Here is a 21489-nt window from a genome sequence, read left to right on the forward strand (position 1 = left end):
ATGCTTTAGTATGTTAATATGTTAGAGTGATAAAATAAATTTACCACATTACAAAAATAGATGTCAAGATGATAATTTGATATATTTTCAAATCATTGATTATTCCTACTATTATATTGACCGCAATCATAACTAAACAGATTTAACAGTGCTTTCCTAATCAAAAATGTGATGGAAGAACGTGCTTCTATCTACAAAATTTCACTGCAAATCTCCAAAGAACTTCTGTATTTTGGTCAGCTTTCCAGTAAACTAAGGAAGCTTTAAAGATCTCTATAGTAGAAATTTATCGGGCAAATAATAAACAATCGCAATTGGAAATCTTGGATAAAAAAAATTTCTTGCTTACCTTGATTTAATCTGCTAAGATAACTGACGAACGTTCGTTAAATAATGAGGTGATAAAACTGAAAAGCGATGAAATTAAAGAGGCTGCCCTTAAATATTTTACGATTCATGGATATGAAGGAGCGTCTCTCTCACAAATAGCTGAAGAAGTCGGCATGAAGAAACAATCCATTTACGGACATTTTAAAGGAAAAGATGACCTTTTCCTGCAAGTTTTGCGTGATGCAAAGGAGACAGAGCTCTCTTCCAAGCTTCAGTATTTTAGTGAGGTTGACTCACTGACGCCTGAAAAAGATTTATATGGATTCTTAAATTTAGTGATCGACCTTTTTCAAAAAAATGAACAATTGAAGTTTTGGCTGCGCATATCCTTTTTTCCGCCCGCACATCTTGAAAAATCAATTGAAAAGGAAGTCGTTGATATTGAAGAAAAAGTGCAGGCTATATTAGAAAATAAATTTCAGGAATGGATCGATGCTCAACTAATTGTCGGAGATGCGGCAAAAACACCGACCTACGCCTTCCTCGGCGTCGTCGATTCCATCATGCTGGAGCTCGTATATGGCAATGATGAGCATCGGCTCATCGAAAAATTAGAAGCCTCTTGGACCGTGTTTTGGCGAGGTATTTCACTTCATTGATTTGAGACAGAAAGAGGTGTTTTTATTATGGTACAAAAACCAATTAAAGAACAAAAGATGGTATTAATTATTCTTTTGAGCAATATATTCATCGCATTTCTAGGTATCGGACTCATCATTCCCGTTATGCCGTCTTTTATGAACCTGATGCATTTATCAGGCAGCACAATGGGCTATCTTGTTGCAGTCTTTGCGGTGGCACAGCTAGTGATGTCACCATTTGCAGGACGGTGGGTTGACCGTTATGGCAGAAAGAAAATCATCACGATTGGTTTATTTCTTTTTGGTGTATCGGAACTGATTTTTGGTTTAGGCACAAATGTATCGGTACTTTATTTATCAAGGATTTTAGGCGGATTTAGTGCTGCCTTTATTATGCCCGGGGTAACTGCATATGTGGCGGATATTACAACGATTCAGGACCGACCAAAAGCGATGGGATATATTTCAGCAGCAATCAGTACAGGATTTATTATCGGACCGGGCATCGGCGGTTTTATTGCTGAATACGGAATTCGCCTTCCATTCTTCTTTGCGGCAGGCATTGCCCTTTTAGCATGTATTTTATCGGTATTTATCTTAAAAGAAACCTTAACGAAAGAACAAATGGCCGAGAATGTTGCAAATACAAAACAAACAAATTTTTTATCAGACTTAAAAAGATCACTGAACCCGATTTATTTTATTGCATTTATCATCGTATTTGTACTCGCTTTCGGTTTATCCGCTTACGAGACAGTATTTAGTCTTTTTTCCGATCATAAATTCGGCTTCACACCTAAAGACATTGCCATGATTATAACGATCAGCTCAATCTTCGGGGTCGTTGTGCAAGTATTTATGTTTGGCAGTCTGGTCGATAAATTAGGTGAGAAAAAACTGATTCAAATCTGTTTAATTACGGGTGCTCTTTTAGCAGTGGCTTCCACAGTAATATCCGGCTTCTTGGCAGTGTTGGCGGTCACTTGCTTCATCTTCTTGGCATTTGACTTATTACGTCCAGCATTAACCACATTTTTATCAAAGGCAGCCGGGAAAGAACAAGGCTTCGTTGCCGGAATGAATTCTACCTATACGAGTTTAGGAAATATCTTCGGACCTGCAGTCGGTGGAATACTATTTGATGTGAATATCCACTACCCTTACCTCTTTGCAGCTGTGGTGATGGCTATCGGACTTGGTATTACAATGATGTGGAAAGAGAAAGAATTAGCGGAGAAATTGGCTGAGTAATCGGTTTTCCTCCATAAGAAGGCGGCCTGCTTGATGCAGAGCTGTCTTTTTTACTTTCCTTTATAAATTATTTAATAGAATGTGTGTATTATCTTCAAAATAGGCTATATATTAAATAAGCCCTCAATATTACAAAGGGTACCTTAAATCAAAGGGAGTGTTACCATGACAAAAAAACTATTTACGACTTCAGTCACAGTAAATGGAGGTCGCGAAGGAACTGCGGTTTCTGAGGATGGAAAATTTAATGTTGTCATAGCTATGCCAGGGACTCAAAGGGCTAAAGAAATACCAGAAGCATCTAACCCAGAACAATTATTTGCAGCCGGCTATGCGGCTTGTTTCGATAGTGCACTGCAAAGTGTTTCTAGAATAGAAAAAACACCGATTGAATCTCAAGTAACCGGTCATGTCAGCTTATTGATGGGTGAAAATCATGACTATAGCTTACAAGTAAAACTAGAAGTAAAGGCTTCAGGCACAGATAAAGACAAACTGGAGAATCTGGTTCATAAAGCACATGAAATGTGTCCTTATTCAAAAGCTGTTCGCGGGAATATTGAAGTGGAATTAGAAGTGATTGCTGAATAAATCTTTGAGATGCTAAAAATGGATTTAAAAGAATATGAAGCAAACTAGATTCATTAGTTTGCTTCTTTTGTTATTATAAAATAACTCTTTAAAACTAAGTCGAAGCCAGGCATTGGTGATGACTCCCCTCATTCTTTTGAACACCACTCATATTCGATATCAGGTAAATTCTCTTCATTTCCATGTCCACGGCCAATCTCTACAAATCCATTTTTTTTATAAAAACCCTGTGCTGCTTTATTTACTTCAAACGTACGTAATTTTAACCTTCCTCTCGAATTTCGTTTACAGAAATTCAATAAATCCTGTCCAACTCCTCTCCCTTGATAGTCAATATGGATATAAAGCTGGCTGATTTCATTCATGTTGAACGCAATCATACCCACTACCTTGTCATTCTCCAGAGCTAAAAATATTTTGTGATTTTCAGGTAAAATATGATTCAAGAAATAAATATGACTTTCAAAGGAGTGAATTTCTTTTTGCCCAATCGCTTTTTCCTTGCTCGTACGCCACATGAAGACTGTTTCATTTGCATAGGAAGCTTCGTAGGGACAAATGATTAAACTAGGGTTTTTCATGTTCTCTTCTATATCACACATCATTTCTCTTAACCACCTTCCTTTTAGATAAATGCTCCAATCAGTCATTCCAATTACTGGATAAACTATTAAATTAAATTTACTATAACACTCTTGATTATTCAATTTCTTTATATAGTGCAAGTAATTATCTGGTTATTTAAGAAGTCCACCCTTACCAAACCATACGATATTAATCACATTTTGAAATATATACCAATATGTAAGTGAAAAAAACTTGGGAATATTAAGCTTGTCAAAATTAAACAAAGGATGGTGTAATATGCAGTCTAGGGATATTAAGAAAAGAAGCATTACAGTAAGAAGATTCGCAGGGGTATTATTAGCCTTTATACTCGTTTTATCTATGGCACCAAAAGGGTTAGCAGTTGGCAAAGGTGCAAATGGGCCAGACGTATTCGTCATTCAAGGAATGTTGAAATCAATTGGCAGTTATGAGGGTAAAATTAACGGACACTACAATCAAGCCACTGTTCGAGGTGTGAAGTATTTTCAGAAACAGCATGGGTTAAGCCCAACAGGAGCAGTAGATGAAAATACGTTTGAATCAATCATGTATACTTATTCCAATGAAAAGTTCCCTTCAGCTCCAGGAGGCAAAGGATCAGGAGGCGGAGCTGGTAATGGTGAAGGTGCCGGAAACGGTGAAGGCGCCGGAAACGGTGAAGGCGCTGGTAATGGTGAAGGCGCTGGTAATGGTGAAGGCGCTGGTAATGGCGAAGGTGCTGGTAATGGCGAAGGCGCTGGCAATGGCGAAGGTGCTGGCAATGGCGAAGGTGCTGGCAATGGCGAAGGTGCTGGCAATGGCGAGGGTGCTGGCAACGGTAAAGGTGCTGGCAATGGTGAAGGTGCTGGCAATGGCGAAGGTGCCGGCACTGGTGAAGGTGCTGGCAATGGTGAAGGTGCTGGCAATGGCGAAGGCGCCGGCACTGGTGAAGGTGCTGGCAATGGCGAAGGTGCTGGCAATGGCGAAGGCGTCGGCAATGGTGAAGGTGCTGGCAATGGCGAAGGTGCTGGCAATGGCGAAGGCGTCGGCAATGGTGAAGGTGCTGGCAATGGCGAAGGTGCTGGCAACGGTAAAGGTGAACAACCAGGTAAGGAACCAATCAAGGAGCCTGCTAAAGAACCTGTAAAAGAACCCGCTAAAGAGCCTGTGAAGGAACCTGGAAAAACAGAACCAATTAAAGAACCTGTAAAAGAACCTGTTAAGCAACCAGGAAAGAAGCCAATTAAAGGAAGATAAATAAAATACCGGGTTAACCATTAGCTGAAGAGAAAACTATACGTTAGAAACCATGCCGTCCGTTTCAATAAAACGGGCGGTTTTAGATTTGTATTCTATTATGCATTAAGCAAACATAAGAAAGCCTAAATGAATAGACTAACTCAGATATTTTTTATTTCATTGCGGCCAAAGAGATATAGAGGAGAATGAAGATGAAAATAGCCGATTTAATTGCTTTAATTCCAGCTATAAAACTCATTATCATTGCAGGCATACCATGTTTGACATAATTCAGTTCATTTCTGAATTCGATGATCATTTATCTGACTTTTTATATTCGTACGGATTGCTTATTTATGTCCTTTTATTCCTGTTTATCTATTTAAAGACTGCCTTTGTAGTTCTCACCTTTATTCCAGGTGATTCCATCGTATTTGCAAGCGGAGCCTTAGCAGCTATGGGTAAATTGCAACTTGCATTTTTAATCTTTTTATTTTTCTTTGCAACCGTTATGGGTGATAGTCAAAACTTTTCGATTGGCACCCTTGTTAAGCGCATAAACCGTCAAAAACATCATGTAACATGGTTATCGGATACTCAGGTGCACAACGCGCAAAGTTTTGTCGAGCAGAATGGGCATCTCTCTATCATCATGGCAAGATTTATACCATTAATGCGCACAACTGTACCGTTTGTAAGTGGAATTATGAAATATCCTTACTTATCATTTTTAAAATACAATAGCTTTGGTGCTGTAATTTGGGTGTTTTTTTGGTTGAGCATGGGGTTGGTCTTAGGGAATATTCACTGGGTTGAAGATCACTTACTATTGTCACTCACTATAATCTCGTTCCTGCCGCTGTTGATTCCTCTTCTTTATTGTGTGTTAAAGAAATACGGCTAAAAGCAACTTTACAATCGATTTTAAGAAAAGGCTTCAAACTATCTGCCTTCCATTAAGCTCAATCGACTATTAATAATATCCTAGCCTCTGTTTTCACCTTCGCCAGATTTAAGATAAACCTTTAATAGCATGAAGAAAAACAAAAAGCTTACTACAGTCACTAACAATACCAAAATCAATAAAAACTCTATGCTAGCAATGTAATACACCGCTTTCATAAATTCAAAATCAATCCAAATTTCATTTTTCTTTGTTAAATCTTTTATTACTACATTACTGCCTAACAGGTTTATTTTCTTTTTTAAAGACAATTATGAATTGGTATATTATTAGATTAAAAGATTGTTTGAGGTATAAAAAATCTTAAACTAAGTTTGTTGCCATTCCTTGAGTATGGAATGACCAAAAGATTCAACCCATGGCCATTTAAACAATACCTTCAAAAATAAAAAAACACTATGCTCATCGTAAGAAATTTACGAGAAAGGATGGTGTTTCTTTTATAAATCCTATCATCTTCAGTGAACTGACACTTTTTGCAAAAGAATTATAACGCTTTCTATCTCCATTAGTCCTACAAGATATCGTCGGACAAGTTTTTTATTTGCTAGCTTCAGCAAAGCTTTTGATTCGTTCACCAATTTCATCTCTAACACGCTGGAAGAAAGCCCATTTCTCCTCTTCTGTTCCCTCGGCCTTTGCTGGGTCATCAAAGCCCCAATGTTCACGCTTTACATGCGGAGGTGTCATAGGACATTTATCAGCCGCATCTCCACATAATGTAACAACTAAATCAGCATTGTTTAATATTTCAGGGTCAATGATATCTGATGTTTGATTTGAAATATCAATATCTGCCTCTTGCATTGCTTTAACAGCATTTGGATTTAGTCCATGTGCTTCTATTCCTGCACTGTACACATTCCATTCATCACCTAGGTGTTGCTTTGCCCAGCCTTCAGCCATTTGGCTTCTGCATGAATTACCTGTACATAAAAAGTAAATTGTTTTTTTAGACATCATTTATTTCTCCTTTAATTGCAAATTTAATGGATGATTAATAACCATATATATAAACCAACTAAAGTAATAAATAGTGTTGGAATAGTTAAAATTAGTCCTGTTTTAAAATAAGTTCCCCATGAAATTTTTACACCTTTTAGAGATAATACATGTAGCCATAATAGAGTGGCCAAAGAACCAATCGGTGTAATCTTAGGACCTAAATCTGATCCTATCACGTTGGCATAGATCAAAGCTTCTCTAACTACACCTGTTGTATTTGTATCTGCGATTGCCAATGCATCAATCATGACAGTAGGCATATTATTCATAACAGATGACAGGATGGCAGCGATGAAGCCCATAGCTATAGTTGCTACGAATAGCCCTTGATCAGCTGCTACTTGAATAACATCACTTAAGAGATTAGTTAAACCTACATTTCGCAAGCCATAGACGACCACGTACATTCCTACAGAGAAAAAGACGATATTCCATGGCGCCCCTTTAATAACCGATCCTGTGTTAACAGCCGCACTTCTCTTTGCCATAATCAAGAAGAAAATCGCTATAATACTGGCAATAATTGATACCGGAAGCCCGACGAATTCACCTGTAAAATAACCTATAAGAAGGATTGCCAATACTGCCCAAGACAGCTTGAACATTTTCTTATCTTTTATAGCTTCTTTTGGAGCTTTCAGTTGGGACATATCATAATTTTTCGGTATACTTTTTCTAAAAAATACGAACAGAACTAAAATACTTGCTGCTACTGAGAAAAAGTTAGGGATAATCATCCTGGAAGCAAATTCTACAAAGCCAATACCAAAAAAGTCAGCAGATACGATGTTAACTAAGTTACTCACAACCAATGGCAGTGAAGCGGTATCAGCTATAAATCCACTTGCCATAATAAAAGGAAATACCATTTTTTCATTAAAATTAAGATTCCTCACCATTGCTAATACAATGGGTGTAAGTATCAGTGCTGCACCATCATTTGCGAAGAAAGCAGCAACAAGCGCACCAAGTAAACTTACATATACAAACATTCTTACTCCATTACCTTTTGCGGCCCTTGCCATATGTAAGGCAGACCACTCAAAAAAACCTATTTCATCTAGGATTAATGAGATGATTATGATTGCAATAAAGGTTAATGTTGCATTCCATACGATAGATGTTACATCTATCACATCATTAAAATCGACGACCCCAACAATTAAAGCTAAAATTGCTCCACCACATGCTGACCAGCCGATAGATAATCCTTTAGGCTGCCCTATCACTAAAATAAGTGTGATTAAAAAAATCACTGATGCCAAGATGACTGATGTCACTGTATAAACCCCCTATTACTCACATGAGATCCGCAATCCCTGCTCTTCTAATTCTTGTAACTTATCATCCTGATTTGGAAGATGCTCCAGCAGGTCTTGGATTAGTGGATAATACTCACTTTGCTTATTAAGTGAATAAATGACCCATTGACCTCTCCTAGTCTCACCTACAATTCCAACATTTTTTAATTTGCGAACATGCTGACTAATAGCGGGTTGACTCATCTTAAATATCTCCACAAATTCACAAACACAGCAGTCATGGGAATCTAAAATTTTCACCATCGTTAATCTAGTTTTATCACCTAATAATTTTAGAAGCATTGCAGTCTTTTCAATGTCTACAGTTGAAACCTTCATGAAGCACCTCCATTATTTTAAATAAACATATAATTATATTCTTATGAATAGAACTTAAGATTATTCATTAAACATTGTTGATAGTTAATTGCGATTTTATTCACGTGTGAACAGAATATAAGCAAACACTCATATAACCATCCGCTTATATAATAATACACTTATATATTGAATGCAAATATTTTTTTCTCGATATAATTGAGTAATTGTGCTTTTAATCCTAACTCTATGCTTGTCATTTGATAAGTAATTTTAATAATAAAAACAAGTAAAATCATAAGTTTTGGGACCAATAAGTGAAGAAGGATCAATAATACCTTGTATCTTATTGTTCTTATAGACAAAATTATGTACACCAGTATCACCATGAAGATAATATTTTTAATATTCTGAATTTAATATTCGATCCTATTTATATTGATCCTCCTTAATCATTCAAATGTTTATCGCTCTCTTATTAGCATCTTACAAATTATACCATTATCAAAAATTCTCTTACTAGTTTCACTAAATCGCTTCTTTAGTAAAAGAACATGGCAAGTAGCAAGCTCATAAAACAAAAAGAACCCCTGAGATTCATTTCATTTCAGGAGTTTTTAGTCGGCATTTCTATTTTCAATTAAATAAAGGAACTATTACCTGCCATTATGGAATAACTATATACGGTCTCATCATTTCATAATCCTCATGCTCCAATATGTGACAATGCCATACATACCTGCCTGTATAAGGTCCAAAATTCATGATAATTCGCGTTACCTGTTGCGGATTAGCCCTTACAGTATCTTTCCCTCCTTGTTCTTGTGGTTCTGAGGGGATTGCCGGGCCATTATAATGTATGACCCCTTCCTTATTATACTTATCGACATCAAAAGGTCTTCGGTCTATTACTTGGAAATCAATTAAGTGAACGTGAATTGGGTGTGTATCCGTTGTTAAGTTAATAAGACACCATACTTCAGTTGATCCCAATTTAGGATTTTCTGTTATGGGGGCATCCCACTGTTTATTATCCAATAACATGAATTCACGACCGTACTTATCCATATTATCATTTAAGGTAAGGTATCGGATTTTTGAAGCTAACTGTTCATTGATTTTCGGAAAAGGTACCATATAAGCCGGTATTACACTCGTATCAATACTTGTAAGAGGAAGAGAGATTCTGAATTCCATCACTATACCTACCGCATTTGCGGGATCTCCGTCTGGAAAGGGAGCAGGGGCGTCATTTTTCATGATAATATTCTTTCCCTCAAGATTACTAAAGTCAATGATGACATCTGCTCTTTCAGCTGGGGCAAGTGTGATTTTTTTGATTCCTATGGGATATTCCATTAATCCGCTATCCGTCCCAATTTGATAAATGAGTTGCTCTGAATCAAGCTTGATCCTATAAAAACGGGTGTTTGATCCATTTAGAATCCGGAATCGATATTTTCGTGGTTCTACATCTAAATGGGGCCATACCTTGCCATTTACAAGGATGGTTTCCCCAAAAAATTCAGGAACAATCGATGTTTCTAATCCTTTAATCGGTTTATCTGGCTGGTTTGGATAATAAAGTGCGCCGTTTTTATGAAATGATCTATCTTGGATCATAAGAGGGATCTCGTAGTCACCACAAGGTAAATTCAATAAACGTTCCTGTTTATCTCTTATGAGATAAAAACCTGCAAGTCCCGCATATACATTGAGTCTGGTAATCCCAAGTGCATGGTCATGATACCATTGAGTAACAGATTGCTGATTATTATCATATTGATATACTTCCTTTTTAAAAAATGGGCCTACTTGTTTGAATCCTTTGGTAAACCAAGCTTCTGGGTAGCCATCGCTTTCCGATTCGACACTAGCGCCATGCACATGTACCACCGTTCGTACTTCCGGTACATCCACATGGGCACCGTGAACCGTATAGTCTATCGGTAAAATATGGTTTTCAGGAAGGTTGTTGATCCATTTAATAAGCACTTTTTCTCCACTTTCTACTTCAATAGTTGGTCCTGGATAGTTGCCTTCATAGCCCCATACAGTTGTTTCATTTAACTCACTATGAAGCGATTGCTTAAATTCCGTCATATTCACTTCATAATAAGTATGAACCTTATCTTTCCATCTTGGTTTTAAAATAGGGGGAATGGGAAGTTCATCTACAAATTTAGAAAGAATCATTTTTCCGCTCCTTATTATCGCTAATTATAATTACCTTCTTACTAAAGGTTATAAATAGTACAAGCCCTATATGACAATTTCAAATTGAATTTGTGTTGAAATAGCACAAATGTGCGAGCAAATTAATAGAAACAAAAGAGAGCAATACGCCACCACATTTTTTCTTTGTATATTCTGTTTTGCTTGATTTCTTATAAGAAACGGTCAATATGAATCTCGCTTTTTAATAAAACTTCCTAATTATGAATTTGAATCTTTTAGTTCCCTAAAAGCTATCAAGAATTGTTGATACGTCTCTACACCCATGCTATCTTGTTGCATTTGAAATAATCGCAGAAAGGTAAAATCTCTTGCAGCTTCCACAGTGCATCCAAATGAGTTCATGATTAATTTCATATATGAAATAAAGTAATTTACCCCAAGTGTACCTGCACGGTTAATGGTCATACCGTTCTTCCCCCTTACTGGATGGCTGTTTGTTTTTCATTAAGGTAAGCAATAGGCTTCCCTTAAACTAAATTTAACTACAAGAAGATGCTGTATCATCACAGCATGACGTTTTTGTGTTTACATTCACACTGCAAACACCGGTTTCAGGTAAATCAAGCTCAACCTTTTTTGAGGCAGCTTTATCTCCAGTCAGATAAGCCACAACTGATCTAACTTGTTCGTACCCTGTTGCCATTAGAAATGTTGGGGCTCTACCATAACTTTTTGCACCAACAATATAAAAACCCTTTTCTGGCTGACGCAGTTCTTTTTCACCATGGGGTCTTACTGTTCCACAGCTATGAAGATTGGGATCAATAAGTGGAGCTAGTTCATGAACACTTTCTGTTGATGTATCAATGGAAGTTCTTACTTCGCTAACCATTAATAAATCAGGTCGGCTGCCTGTGTTGACAATCACTTCATCTATTTCTTCTAAGGTCATTTCTTTTCCATTCTGGATACCAATCAATGCACTTCCTTTATTGGATTTTTTTACTTGCTGGATGAAAAACGGAGTGAATACTTTTATTATTTGATCATCCACAAGCTTGTGAATTTTAGTTCCTAATGCTCCTCTCGCTTCAAGGGCATCCTTTTCCTCACCACCGTATGCAGCCTCGACGTTCTGTCTTCTCATAATCCATAGAATATTTGTTTCTGGATAAGATTCTTTTAATTTTGCCAAATCTAATAAGGAGTTAATAGCTGAATGGCCTCCTCCAACAACGGCAACCCGCTTTCCTGCATAACGACTTTTTTCTTTTCCCAGTATATTGGGTATCCCATAAAAGATTTGATTATGAAGCGCCTTCTCCTCTTTTAGCCAAACACCGCTAGAAACTGCTGGATTAGGACTTCCCCATGTACCGGTTGCATCAATTACTGCCCTGGCTTCATAAGTCTTATATTCTCCTTTAGTTTCTGTATGAATGATGAAGGGAGCTTTTTCGCGATTTAATGTTTTCATTTTATCGATATCTTTTTTACCTATAGATAATACTTTGGTGTTTAAATGGATATTTAGATTAATCGCAGGTAACTTTGATAACGGTTCTAAATATTGTTCAACGATTTCATTTCCTGTTGGTAATTTCTCTAAATCAGGGTGTTTCCAGTCAGTTTGAGCTAGCAAGCTCATTGCAGCTTTATCGATGTTATAACGCCATGGTGAAAACAAGCGAATATGTCCCCACGATAATATGTTTGCACCCACTTTCCCTCCTGCTTCCAGCAATAGAAATGATTGACCACGTTCTGCCAAATGCGCTGCAGCAGCTAAGCCAACAGGCCCTGCTCCAATTACAACAATAGGTAAGTTTTTGCTTTGATTATCTCGGGACTTTGTAATAGCTTGCGGGCTTGGAGAGCAACACCCTTGAACGTTACTTAGTAAGTTTTTTGAATTTGTCATTATCTATTCCTTCTTTCTCATATTTTTAGTTATTAACTGACTTTCTTAAAATATAATTAGCATCAGGCCAGGGTGCAGATCTTTCCCAAATATCTTTTGGTTGATCCGTTTAGAAAATACTTTTGCCAGTTCAACAGCAATTTCGACCGCTTTATCATTCCATCCTCTTTGAATTTAATTTGTATATTACAAGTATTAACCAGAAGAATATATTTGCATAATGCAACTTTTATTTATGAGGCAATTACCTCATTGGGGTTGTGCAGCAATAACTCGTCTTTGCCATTGCATCATTTAACAAATTAATCGATCTAACAACTGTTTCTCTTTCAAACTCATTCATGTTTGCAAAAACGTCTTTTAAGTATACATTCATTTGTTCATCAATGGCAGCTGCAATGAATTTACCTTCTGTTGTTAACGATAGTACAGAAATTCTTTTGTCTTCCGGAAGTGGAGATTTTTTAACTAAATTCATTTTAACCAATGATTGTACTTGACGACTAAATGTAGTGATGTCCGTTCCCAAAGTTTCAGCAATCTGCTGCATTGATGGATTATGCTGTTTATCAATTTCATAGAGAATATGACTATGGATAAGAGAAATATCCTGACCTCCAACAGTACAGCAATTCTTATTTAAGAAACCAAAGCGTCTAGTCATAACTTGAAATACTTCACGAATATTTTCCATAATTTTCACTCCTCACTTTATTTATACACCAATAAATTGCAAAATGCAAGTATTTATCCTAGAAGTGCTAATTATTTCTTTATTCTGCTTCGACTAAAAGATATAATTTAGGTGGCCTCTTATATAAATTAGGAGAAGCCCAAGCAGCTCACTCTATTGGGAAATACAGAAATTTTTTATAACAGAAAAACAGTTTTAATATTAATGGAAAAATTGGTGAAGTGCATGGAAATTCAAATTCTTAACTGGTTTGACACAAGTGGTATATATGCGATTTGGATAAGTATCCTATTAAATATAATTATAAGTATTATTGGTATTTTACCAAGTTTTTTTATAACAGCAGCTAATATAAGTTTTTTTGGCTTCGAAAATGGGCTATTTATATCTATTATAGGTGAAGCCCTTGGTGCCATATTTAGTTTTTACCTATATCGTAAAGGAATAGATAAGCTAAGGAAAAAAAATATAATAAAGGTGAAAAATAAATATCTTGATCGATTATTGGAAGCTCGTGGTTCTGAAGCTTTTTTGCTTATTGTTGCACTAAGGATATTCCCATACATACCGTCAGGAGTAGTCACTTTAGTAAGTGCAGGGAGTAAAGTAGGTATAATAAATTTTTCAATTGCTAGTACTATTGGAAAAATACCAGCACTTTTCATTGAAGCATATTCCATATACCAGATATTAAATTGGAATTGGCAGGGTAAAATTATCTTAGTCCTAGTATCTATTTTTATCGTTTCTTTTTTGGTGAAAAGGTATTGGAAATAAAAGGATATAGCCGAACAAATGGCAAACTGGATTTTTGCAAACTTCGGATGGAATTTACTTGTTGGTATTAGCGGATTGCTAATATTGTCGGCTGTTGTAAGTTATTCATTAAGAGATAATAATAAAAATGACAAACCATATAAATTCCCAAGTGATAATGACCACGGGATGTAATGGCGGATGAGCTCGGAATCCGATATTAAAATAATTTCTAGCTAACGGTGGCGTTTCTTCTTTTTGAAGGAACGCCCTTTTTTGGGCTGCAGCTAAAGGACAGTTTAACATTAGAAGGAGTTATTCTTTCTATAAAGAATATATATCAATAAGTTGAAACTAGGGGCTGAATATTTGAAAGAATTATTTACGATTGCTCTTTCGGAAAATGTAAGTTCAAACAGAGTGATTCAAAAGTGCGGCTTTAATTTTGTAGGAGATATTGAAATTGAAAATCAAAGGTATTGCCATTACACTCTACAAAAGAGGATTCGTTAGGCAATAAAAAAGATGTGTTAACCCTATGATAAGAACGGGGCATTTACTTCATTATGAGGAAATGCTTTTTCTTATGTCATAAACGATTATTTTGATTTGGAATTTTCACTTGGAATATACTTTCATTTTCACTATGGTATGGAATTGACCGGGATGATTTACAAGGTCGAATGGGCATTTTTTCAAATGTGGTTACCCGATCGGAGCCATTACAGGTGGAATTATTGCAATTACCTTTTCTCTAACTTCTAGTCTTTGGATCAGTGGAGTAGGAATGCTTATAGCGTCAATTCATTCATAGAAATACTTAAAAACATAGATCTTCAGGATTCTGAATAGAGTTATATAAGAACTAAAGCTGCTTGTGAATAAATGACACTTTAACTAACGGGGGTTTGTGTTAAAGAATTAGTGCTGTGGCAGCTTTTTTTTTTTGACTAAAGGGGGAGTTTAGTGAAAAGAAGGTATAGGCGATAAATTATAGAATATTTAAGACATAAACTTATTTGCAGGGGGTGCTTAGTTTGAATAATCACCATGAAACGCCTGAAGAAAAAAGAGAACGATTAAGACAAAGTGAATTAAAAAATAACCCCACTGGTTCTCTACACGATGCATTAAATAGAGGAAGTAATGGGAATTTACCTGATTTATCAGGTGGTATGGGTTGGAAAGGTACAGGAATATTAATTGTTGTTTTAATAGTTGGTTATGTTCTATATAATCTATTTTTTTAAGATTTTACTTAAGCTTTTTGACTAAAGAGGGCTTAAATACATTAATATTTCTCGATAGAAAATCAAAAAAAATTAAGAATAGGCGATTTACTTAACCATAAATTGACCCATGAAGACAATTTATACTCACAGAAAAACAAAAAACCACCAAATATGTATTTGGTGGAGACGGAGGGAGTCGAACCCTCGTCCAGAAACATCGGCACTTAAGCTTCTACGAGTGTAGTCGACATATTCGCGCTTCGCTGGTCCTTCTGCCTATCGACAGGCGTCCGGGCAGCTAGTCTGGTTGTTCTCTTCCTTCATCCTCAGACGGTGGAATCCGGCGTAGCCCACTATCGTTGAGTCCCTTACCCTACCACGTGGGCAATGGAGGGAGGAACCGCTATAGGCCTATTAGGCAGCTAAAGCGAAGTTGTTTTGTTGTTTGCCAGTTATAGGCGTTGACGTTTTAACGAGGTCGATCCCCTCGACTCGCAACCTAAGCTCGAACTATCCCTGTCGAATCCGTAGCGTCCCCATTATAAGAATGTTGACTCGGAATGCTCGAATAGATGAGCAGTAGATTGTGTCACGATTTGATGTGACATTTATTATTATAGCATATTTTCTTTGAAATTCAATTGTAAGCTTTTGGATTTACATTTTTTTGTCTTTCACGGAAAGCTCGTTCGACTTCGCGCTTGGCTTCCTTCTTCTTCAGGTCTTCACGCTTGTCATATTTCTTTTTACCCCTTGCAAGACCAACTAAAACCTTTGCATAACCATTTTTCATGTAAAGCTTTAATGGGACTAACGCATAGCCTGATTCTTTAGTTTCGCCAATCAATTTGTTGATTTCTTTTCTATGGAGAAGCAATTTTCTTGTCCGTAATGGATCATGGTTATATCGATTTCCTTGTTCATAAGGACTTACGTGCATACCTATTAAAAATAATTCACCATTTATCATTCTGGCGTAAGAATCCTTAAGATTGACTTTCCCGTTACGAATCGATTTAATTTCTGTTCCTTGCAAAACAATTCCCGCTTCATATGTTTCTTCTATCGTATAGTCATGGTAGGCCTTCTTATTTTGTGCAACGACCTTTCCAGCACCTTTTGGCATGTTGTTTCCCCCTTGCCCTTTCACAGCAATGTTCCATTTTTTCTATTGTAGCAAAATACATTGATAAGAGAAAGAGAGCCGATTTCTCTTATCATTGGCTCTCTTTGATTTTCCTTATTTCTTCTTCTTTTTTCGCTTAGCTTTTGGCGCATTTTCATAGAACTTCTTGTTCTTTTTGGGCTTCTTCTTGCCTTCGCCTGGTTTACTTCCCCTACCGCCGTCTTGCTCTGCTTTGCCTTTACGCGGTTTCTTATCAGTACTGCCGGTTTTGAAAACCTTTGGCCTGCCAGTATTTTCGCGACGAGGCGTGCCTTTCATGCCGACAATTTCAAAGTCAATCGAACGTTCATCTTTATTGACATTGAGAACTCGAACGGTGATTTCATCACCAATGCGGAATACATTACCGGTTCGTTCTCCAATCATGGCAAGCTGGCGTTCTTCATAACGATAATAATCATCAGTCATATAGCTGACATGTATGAGTCCTTCAATTGTGTTAGGCAGCTCGACAAACATACCGAAATTCGTTACCGAGCTGATAATGCCATCATACTCCTGACCAATCTTGTCTACCATATATTCGGCTTTTTTCAGCTCATCTGTTTCACGCTCCGCATCAACTGCACGACGCTCCATATTAGATGAATGATCTGCAATATCGGGAAGGATACTATTCCATTTTTCCTTCGTCGCTTCATTTAGCTTTCCTTCGATTAAGTATGTGCGGATTAATCGATGAACAATCAAGTCAGGATAACGACGAATTGGTGAGGTGAAATGAGTATAAAACTCAGTCGACAAACCAAAGTGACCTAAGCTTTCTGGATCATATTTCGCTTGCTGCATCGAACGAAGCATTACCGTCGAAATCACCATTTCCTCAGGTGTACCTTGGACTTCCTCAATGATGTCTTGCAGGGCACGAGGATGTACAGAATTAGCAGATCCTTTAACGATATAGCCGAAGTTTGTGATAAATTCAAAGAACCTTCTCAGCTTATCTTCTTTAGGATCTTCATGAATACGATAAATGAATGGTACATCCATCCAATGGAAATGTTCAGCTACCGTTTCATTTGCCGCCAACATGAACTCTTCAATTAGTTTTTCAGCAACTGATCGCTCGCGGATGACAACATCTTTAGGTGTACCATCTGTATCGACTAATACTTTTGCTTCCTTAAAGTCGAAATCGATGGCTCCGCGGTGCATCCGTTTTTTCCGCAAGACAGCCGCCAGCTCTTCCATTAATTGAAACATCGGCACTAACGGTTCGTAACGCTGTATTAATTCTTCATCTTTATCTTCAAGAATCTTGTTTACATCAGAATAGGTCATTCGTTCGGTCGTTTTAATCACACTTTGGAAAATCTCATGTTTCACGACTTCACCATCAGAGGTAATTTCCATGTCACATGAAAGTGTCAAACGATCGACTTTCGGATTTAAGGAACAAATACCATTTGATAACCTATGTGGAATCATCGGAATGACTCGATCAACTAAATATACGCTTGTTGCCCGGTCAGATGCCTCAGCATCAATTGCTGAATTTTCCTGTACATAGTAAGTAACATCAGCAATATGGACTCCTAGTTTATAGTTGCCATTATCCAACTTTGTGACAGTAACAGCATCATCTAAGTCCTTTGCATCTGCTCCATCAATGGTAACGATGGTTTCATTTCTCAAATCACGGCGATTTTCAAGCTCGCTTTCATCGATTGTTTCAGGTGTTTGCTCAGCTTGTTCCAAAACATCACTCGGGAATTCCATCGGCAATCCATGCTTATGGATAATGGAAAGAATATCGACGCCTGGATCATTTTTGTGACCCAGGATCTCAATGACTTCTCCCTCAGCGCTTTTTCTACCTTCAGGATAGGTTGTTAATTTAACAACGACTTTATGTCCTTCCACCGCTCCTTTTGATGAAGCTTTTGGGATAAAAATATCGCTGGCAAACTTTTTATCATCCGGAATGACAAAACCGAAATGCTTGCTTTCCGTATATGTACCAACCATTTGCTGTACACCACGCTCAAGAATGCGTATAACTGTGCCTTCTCGGCGTTGACCAGATGCTTCCGCAGACACACGTGCAAGTACGATATCGCCATGCATGGCATTATTTGTTTCATTAGGCGGGATAAAAATATCATCCATTCCAGGTTCGTCAGGAATCACAAATGCAAACCCCTTGGCATGGCCAGAAAGTTTTCCACGGATGAGATTCATTTTTTCCGGGAGACCGTAGCGATTACTCCGCGTTCGGACAACAAGACCTCTTTCCTCCATTACAACTAATGCTTTAACGAAGTCTTTGAATGATGATGAGTCCTCAATCCCGAAAGCCTCTTCCATTTCCTGTACCGTTAATGGTTTATATGCCTCGGATTTCATATAATTTAATAACTTATCAATAAGCTCTTTTGTGTGGTTTTCCACTGTCAGCACCCCTCCTCTAGGGTTTTTACTATTATTCTTGCCAATCTAGTTGCTCTAGAAACTTGTAAACATCTTCATGCAGCTGATCTCTTTCTTTATCCAATGTAATGACATGACCGGATTCTTCATACCATTTTATTTGTTTATGGTCATTTTCCACTTCGTTATAGATGATATTCGCACTATCCGTGTTAATCATATGATCCACTCTTGACTGAACAACAAAAATAGGAGAATAAATCATGTCCACATTTCCTCTTACATCTGCAATCAGTGCTTGAAGAGCTTGAAGCGTATTCATTGGATCTCTTTTAAACTCATTCATCTCTTTTTCGATTTGATCCGCTGATTTCCCTTCCAGCTTTTTATATTGTCTCGCATAATCCAAGACGTTCTCGTACATGACTTCCTCACTTTTAATATACATGGGTGCACACATAGTAATAATACCCTTTACAGGTACAGTGTAACCTAATTTCAAAGAAAATACGCCGCCGAGGGACAATCCTGCAACAGCAATTTCTTCATGTCCCTTTTCTTTTAAAAGTTCGTAGCCATCCATGACATCCTTCCACCAGTCTTCCGGTCCTGAATGAACCAATTCTTCAGGTGGAACCCCATGGCCTTTATATAAAGGTGCATGACAAGTATAGCCTTTCCCTTCAAGAAACCTCGCCATCATTCGGACATCCGCTGTATTGCCTGTAAATCCGTGAAGAAGCAGCACAGCCCTTTTTCCCTTGCCAAATGTAAATGGTTTTGGTGTAACAATTTTCATATGTAGTACCCCTTTATTCAAATCAATCAAACGTTTGATTGGTGGTTTTGTTCGTTATTCCTTCTTATTTTTATCAAATAATGGGTGAACAATCCATCAAAAAGGATTCTTCTATGCGCAAAATAAAAACCTGACCCATGAAGGCCAGGCAATTATCAAATCATTATAGCGCAAAGTAAGATACTGCAATCGTTAAAATGAAGAACAGTACAGCAAGTACAATCGTAACGCGGTGTAAAATCAAATCAAGCCCTCGCGCCTTTTGTTTACCAAAAAGCTGCTCAGCCCCACCCGAAATCGCACCTGAAAGACCTGCACTTTTACCAGATTGAAGAAGCACAACAACGATTAAACCGACAGATACCATCACTAGTAATGTGATAAATAAAGTATGCATGAAGCCACCTCCAGATAACGTCCAATAACATTATTTTAAATTTATCATATTTTGGGTTTTTAAACAATATTGAATGTGGATAGATTGTTTTATTTGTGAGTATTTGGCTAGGGGTGATAGGATTAAGAGTTTTTTTTCGTTGGGTTTTGGATTTTTGATTAAGTTCAGTTCATTACACTCTCGAGCGTTAGGGGTTCTAAATCCTAGTTACCCTTATTTGGTTCGCTCCTCTGTTTTGGGCATTAGTTTAGCGATCTAGTGACCCTTTCCCGCTTCATTCATCTGCTTTGGGCATTAGATTCCTATTCAAATTTCACCCTCACTCTCAGGCGTTAGTATTTCTTTACCCCTAATAGCACATCCATCAAAAAAGCCTTCCGCAAAATGCACTTGTACATTTTACCGAAGGCTTATTATATGAACGATTATTTACTCAAGTTATAAAAAGATTTCAATCCATCATAAACCGCTAAATCTCCAAGCTCGTCTTCGATGCGAAGAAGCTGGTTGTATTTCGCGATACGGTCTGTACGGGACATTGAACCAGTTTTGATTTGGCCTGCGTTAGTTGCGACTGCAATGTCAGCGATGGTCGCATCTTCAGATTCGCCTGAACGATGAGATACAACAGCTGTATAGCCTGCGCGTTTCGCCATTTCGATTGCTTCAAATGTTTCAGTTAATGTACCGATTTGGTTTACTTTGATGAGAATTGAATTTCCAACTCCTTGCTCAATACCTTGCGCAAGTTTTTTCGTGTTTGTTACGAATAAGTCGTCACCAACAAGCTGAACTTTATCGCCGATGCGCTCAGTTAGGAGTTTGTGACCTTCCCAGTCGTTTTCATCTAAGCCATCTTCAATTGAAATAATTGGGAATTCTGCTACAAGTTCTTCGTAGAATTTAACCATTTCTTCAGAAGTAACGCCATTGCGTCCTTCGCCTGCAAGATCGTATTTTCCTGTTTCTTTGTTATAGAACTCAGAAGAAGCAACGTCCATTGCAAGATAGATGTCTTTTCCTGCTTCGTATCCAGCATTTTGGATCGCCTCGATGATCACTTCAAGTGCTTCACGGTTTGAACCAAGGTTAGGAGCGAATCCACCTTCATCGCCAACAGCAGTGTTTAAGCCTTTTCCAGATAACACTTTCTTAAGTGAATGGAATATTTCAGCACCCATACGGATCGCTTCTTTGAAAGTAGGCGCGCCAACAGGCATGATCATGAATTCTTGGAAGTCTACGTTGTTGTCAGCATGAGATCCGCCATTGATGATGTTCATCATTGGAGTTGGAAGCTGTTTCGCATTGAAACCACCTAGATAGCGGTAAAGCGGAAGACCAACAGATTCAGCTGCTGCATGTGCACAAGCCATAGATACGCCAAGGATCGCGTTTGCACCTAGTATACCTTTGTTGTCTGTACCATCTAAAGCGATCATTGTGCGGTCAATGCCGACTTGATCCGTTACATCAATTCCGATAATTGCTTCAGAGATAAGGTTGTTTACGTTATCTACTGCTTTTTGTACGCCTTTACCAAGGTAACGATCTTTGTCTCCATCACGAAGCTCAACTGCTTCGTATTCACCAGTTGAAGCTCCAGAAGGAACAATCGCACGGCCGAAGAAGCCTGATTCAGTTAAAACCTCAACCTCAACCGTTGGATTACCGCGGGAATCTAGTACTTCACGAGCATAAACATGTTGGATGAATGGCATAATCAAT

The 21489-nt window shown here is 37.7% G+C and carries 22 protein-coding genes and 1 other RNA gene; 8 read left to right on the forward strand and 15 right to left on the reverse strand.

What is annotated here, in order from left to right; translation table 11 throughout:
• The first annotated feature begins 398 nt into the window (after positions 1 to 398).
• From J2S17_RS25750 to J2S17_RS25760, 3 genes are all read left to right on the forward strand, one after another.
• Entirely contained in the window at positions 399 to 989 is a 591-nt protein-coding gene (locus tag J2S17_RS25750) for a TetR/AcrR family transcriptional regulator (RefSeq protein WP_307479472.1), read from the forward strand.
• A 27-nt stretch (positions 990 to 1016) separates the two neighbouring features.
• Positions 1017 to 2222, forward strand: coding sequence for an MFS transporter (locus J2S17_RS25755; protein ID WP_307479475.1), 1206 nt, complete (start codon positions 1017 to 1019; stop codon positions 2220 to 2222).
• A 165-nt stretch (positions 2223 to 2387) separates the two neighbouring features.
• Positions 2388 to 2813: an organic hydroperoxide resistance protein gene (locus tag J2S17_RS25760; protein WP_307479478.1), complete on the forward strand. Its 426-nt coding sequence runs from the start codon at positions 2388 to 2390 to the stop codon at positions 2811 to 2813.
• 128 nt (positions 2814 to 2941) lie between these two features.
• On the opposite strand, the gene J2S17_RS25765 is transcribed toward J2S17_RS25760, so the two are convergent.
• Positions 2942 to 3394: a GNAT family N-acetyltransferase gene (locus J2S17_RS25765; RefSeq protein WP_307479555.1), complete on the reverse strand. Its 453-nt coding sequence runs from the start codon at positions 3392 to 3394 to the stop codon at positions 2942 to 2944.
• Between the two features lie 283 nt (positions 3395 to 3677).
• Here J2S17_RS25765 and J2S17_RS25770 point away from each other — a divergent pair, with 283 nt between their 5' ends.
• Both J2S17_RS25770 and J2S17_RS25775 read left to right on the forward strand, forming a co-directional pair.
• Complete coding sequence (locus tag J2S17_RS25770) at positions 3678 to 4658, forward strand: peptidoglycan-binding domain-containing protein (protein ID WP_307479482.1); 981 nt, start codon at positions 3678 to 3680, stop codon at positions 4656 to 4658.
• Between the two features lie 259 nt (positions 4659 to 4917).
• Positions 4918 to 5544 carry a DedA family protein gene (locus J2S17_RS25775; protein WP_307479485.1) on the forward strand — a complete coding sequence of 209 codons (627 nt, stop codon included), beginning with the start codon at positions 4918 to 4920 and terminating at the stop codon, positions 5542 to 5544.
• A gap of 80 nt (positions 5545 to 5624) precedes the next feature.
• Here the strand turns inward: J2S17_RS25775 and J2S17_RS25780 are convergent, their stop codons facing one another.
• From J2S17_RS25780 to J2S17_RS25815, 8 genes are all read right to left on the reverse strand, one after another.
• Entirely contained in the window at positions 5625 to 5855 is a 231-nt protein-coding gene (locus J2S17_RS25780) for a hypothetical protein (protein ID WP_307479488.1), read from the reverse strand.
• Between the two features lie 289 nt (positions 5856 to 6144).
• Complete coding sequence (arsC, locus tag J2S17_RS25785; protein WP_307479491.1) at positions 6145 to 6564, reverse strand: arsenate reductase (thioredoxin); 420 nt, start codon at positions 6562 to 6564, stop codon at positions 6145 to 6147.
• A 26-nt stretch (positions 6565 to 6590) separates the two neighbouring features.
• Positions 6591 to 7889 (reverse strand): arsenic transporter, encoded by a 1299-nt coding sequence (locus J2S17_RS25790; protein WP_307479493.1) that lies wholly within the window; start codon positions 7887 to 7889, stop codon positions 6591 to 6593.
• 15 nt (positions 7890 to 7904) lie between these two features.
• Entirely contained in the window at positions 7905 to 8249 is a 345-nt protein-coding gene (locus J2S17_RS25795; protein ID WP_307479496.1) for an ArsR/SmtB family transcription factor, read from the reverse strand.
• Positions 8250 to 8894: 645 nt separating this feature from the next.
• Entirely contained in the window at positions 8895 to 10424 is a 1530-nt protein-coding gene (locus J2S17_RS25800) for a multicopper oxidase family protein (RefSeq protein WP_307479498.1), read from the reverse strand.
• A 240-nt stretch (positions 10425 to 10664) separates the two neighbouring features.
• Entirely contained in the window at positions 10665 to 10871 is a 207-nt protein-coding gene (locus J2S17_RS25805) for a hypothetical protein (RefSeq protein ID WP_307479500.1), read from the reverse strand.
• A 73-nt stretch (positions 10872 to 10944) separates the two neighbouring features.
• Positions 10945 to 12327 carry an FAD-dependent oxidoreductase gene (locus tag J2S17_RS25810; RefSeq protein ID WP_307479503.1) on the reverse strand — a complete coding sequence of 461 codons (1383 nt, stop codon included), beginning with the start codon at positions 12325 to 12327 and terminating at the stop codon, positions 10945 to 10947.
• Positions 12328 to 12571: 244 nt separating this feature from the next.
• Positions 12572 to 13021, reverse strand: coding sequence for a MarR family winged helix-turn-helix transcriptional regulator (locus J2S17_RS25815; protein WP_307479507.1), 450 nt, complete (start codon positions 13019 to 13021; stop codon positions 12572 to 12574).
• Positions 13022 to 13177: 156 nt separating this feature from the next.
• Between J2S17_RS25815 and J2S17_RS25820 the strand changes: the two genes are divergently transcribed.
• From J2S17_RS25820 to J2S17_RS25830, 3 genes are all read left to right on the forward strand, one after another.
• Positions 13178 to 13798, forward strand: coding sequence for a TVP38/TMEM64 family protein (locus J2S17_RS25820; protein WP_307479510.1), 621 nt, complete (start codon positions 13178 to 13180; stop codon positions 13796 to 13798).
• An 18-nt stretch (positions 13799 to 13816) separates the two neighbouring features.
• Positions 13817 to 13972 carry a hypothetical protein gene (locus J2S17_RS25825; protein ID WP_307479513.1) on the forward strand — a complete coding sequence of 52 codons (156 nt, stop codon included), beginning with the start codon at positions 13817 to 13819 and terminating at the stop codon, positions 13970 to 13972.
• An 842-nt stretch (positions 13973 to 14814) separates the two neighbouring features.
• Entirely contained in the window at positions 14815 to 15027 is a 213-nt protein-coding gene (locus J2S17_RS25830) for a DUF6366 family protein (RefSeq protein WP_307479515.1), read from the forward strand.
• A 160-nt stretch (positions 15028 to 15187) separates the two neighbouring features.
• Here the strand turns inward: J2S17_RS25830 and ssrA are convergent.
• The 6 genes from ssrA to eno all read right to left on the reverse strand — a co-directional run bounded on the left by ssrA (position 15188) and on the right by eno (position 21482).
• Positions 15188 to 15547: a transfer-messenger RNA gene (gene ssrA, locus J2S17_RS25835) on the reverse strand.
• A 99-nt stretch (positions 15548 to 15646) separates the two neighbouring features.
• The gene (smpB, locus tag J2S17_RS25840) at positions 15647 to 16135 is read right to left on the reverse strand and encodes an SsrA-binding protein SmpB (RefSeq protein ID WP_307479518.1); all 489 of its coding nucleotides are present in this window, start codon (positions 16133 to 16135) and stop codon (positions 15647 to 15649) included.
• A gap of 114 nt (positions 16136 to 16249) precedes the next feature.
• Positions 16250 to 18541, reverse strand: coding sequence for a ribonuclease R (rnr, locus tag J2S17_RS25845; protein ID WP_370875129.1), 2292 nt, complete (start codon positions 18539 to 18541; stop codon positions 16250 to 16252).
• Positions 18542 to 18617: 76 nt separating this feature from the next.
• Positions 18618 to 19364, reverse strand: a complete 747-nt coding sequence (locus tag J2S17_RS25850) for an alpha/beta hydrolase (protein WP_307479525.1) — start codon at positions 19362 to 19364, stop codon at positions 18618 to 18620.
• A 163-nt stretch (positions 19365 to 19527) separates the two neighbouring features.
• Positions 19528 to 19761, reverse strand: a complete 234-nt coding sequence (secG, locus tag J2S17_RS25855) for a preprotein translocase subunit SecG (RefSeq protein ID WP_307479528.1) — start codon at positions 19759 to 19761, stop codon at positions 19528 to 19530.
• 425 nt (positions 19762 to 20186) lie between these two features.
• Positions 20187 to 21482: a phosphopyruvate hydratase gene (gene eno, locus J2S17_RS25860; protein ID WP_307479531.1), complete on the reverse strand. Its 1296-nt coding sequence runs from the start codon at positions 21480 to 21482 to the stop codon at positions 20187 to 20189.
• Positions 21483 to 21489 lie beyond the last annotated feature (7 nt).

The organism is Cytobacillus purgationiresistens, from assembly GCF_030813235.1.
In the GTDB taxonomy this organism is placed as follows: Bacteria; Bacillota; Bacilli; order Bacillales; family Cytobacillaceae; genus Cytobacillus; species Cytobacillus purgationiresistens.

Excerpts from the sequence above, each read along its gene's own strand:
- J2S17_RS25755 (WP_307479475.1), top strand. The coding sequence starts at position 1,017 with ATGGTACAAAAACCAATTAAAGAACAAAAGATGGTATTAATTATTCTT.
- J2S17_RS25760 (WP_307479478.1), top strand. The coding sequence starts at position 2,388 with ATGACAAAAAAACTATTTACGACTTCAGTCACAGTAAATGGAGGTCGC.
- J2S17_RS25765 (WP_307479555.1), bottom strand. The coding sequence starts at position 3,394 with ATGAAAAACCCTAGTTTAATCATTTGTCCCTACGAAGCTTCCTATGCA.
- J2S17_RS25770 (WP_307479482.1), top strand. The coding sequence starts at position 3,678 with ATGCAGTCTAGGGATATTAAGAAAAGAAGCATTACAGTAAGAAGATTC.
- J2S17_RS25775 (WP_307479485.1), top strand. The coding sequence starts at position 4,918 with ATGTTTGACATAATTCAGTTCATTTCTGAATTCGATGATCATTTATCT.
- arsC (WP_307479491.1), bottom strand. The coding sequence starts at position 6,564 with ATGTCTAAAAAAACAATTTACTTTTTATGTACAGGTAATTCATGCAGA.
- J2S17_RS25795 (WP_307479496.1), bottom strand. The coding sequence starts at position 8,249 with ATGAAGGTTTCAACTGTAGACATTGAAAAGACTGCAATGCTTCTAAAA.
- J2S17_RS25800 (WP_307479498.1), bottom strand. The coding sequence starts at position 10,424 with ATGATTCTTTCTAAATTTGTAGATGAACTTCCCATTCCCCCTATTTTA.
- J2S17_RS25805 (WP_307479500.1), bottom strand. The coding sequence starts at position 10,871 with ATGACCATTAACCGTGCAGGTACACTTGGGGTAAATTACTTTATTTCA.
- J2S17_RS25810 (WP_307479503.1), bottom strand. The coding sequence starts at position 12,327 with ATGACAAATTCAAAAAACTTACTAAGTAACGTTCAAGGGTGTTGCTCT.
- J2S17_RS25815 (WP_307479507.1), bottom strand. The coding sequence starts at position 13,021 with ATGGAAAATATTCGTGAAGTATTTCAAGTTATGACTAGACGCTTTGGT.
- J2S17_RS25825 (WP_307479513.1), top strand. The coding sequence starts at position 13,817 with ATGGCAAACTGGATTTTTGCAAACTTCGGATGGAATTTACTTGTTGGT.
- smpB (WP_307479518.1), bottom strand. The coding sequence starts at position 16,135 with ATGCCAAAAGGTGCTGGAAAGGTCGTTGCACAAAATAAGAAGGCCTAC.
- rnr (WP_370875129.1), bottom strand. The coding sequence starts at position 18,541 with ATGAAATCCGAGGCATATAAACCATTAACGGTACAGGAAATGGAAGAG.
- J2S17_RS25850 (WP_307479525.1), bottom strand. The coding sequence starts at position 19,364 with ATGAAAATTGTTACACCAAAACCATTTACATTTGGCAAGGGAAAAAGG.
- secG (WP_307479528.1), bottom strand. The coding sequence starts at position 19,761 with ATGCATACTTTATTTATCACATTACTAGTGATGGTATCTGTCGGTTTA.
- eno (WP_307479531.1), bottom strand. The coding sequence starts at position 21,482 with ATGCCATTCATCCAACATGTTTATGCTCGTGAAGTACTAGATTCCCGC.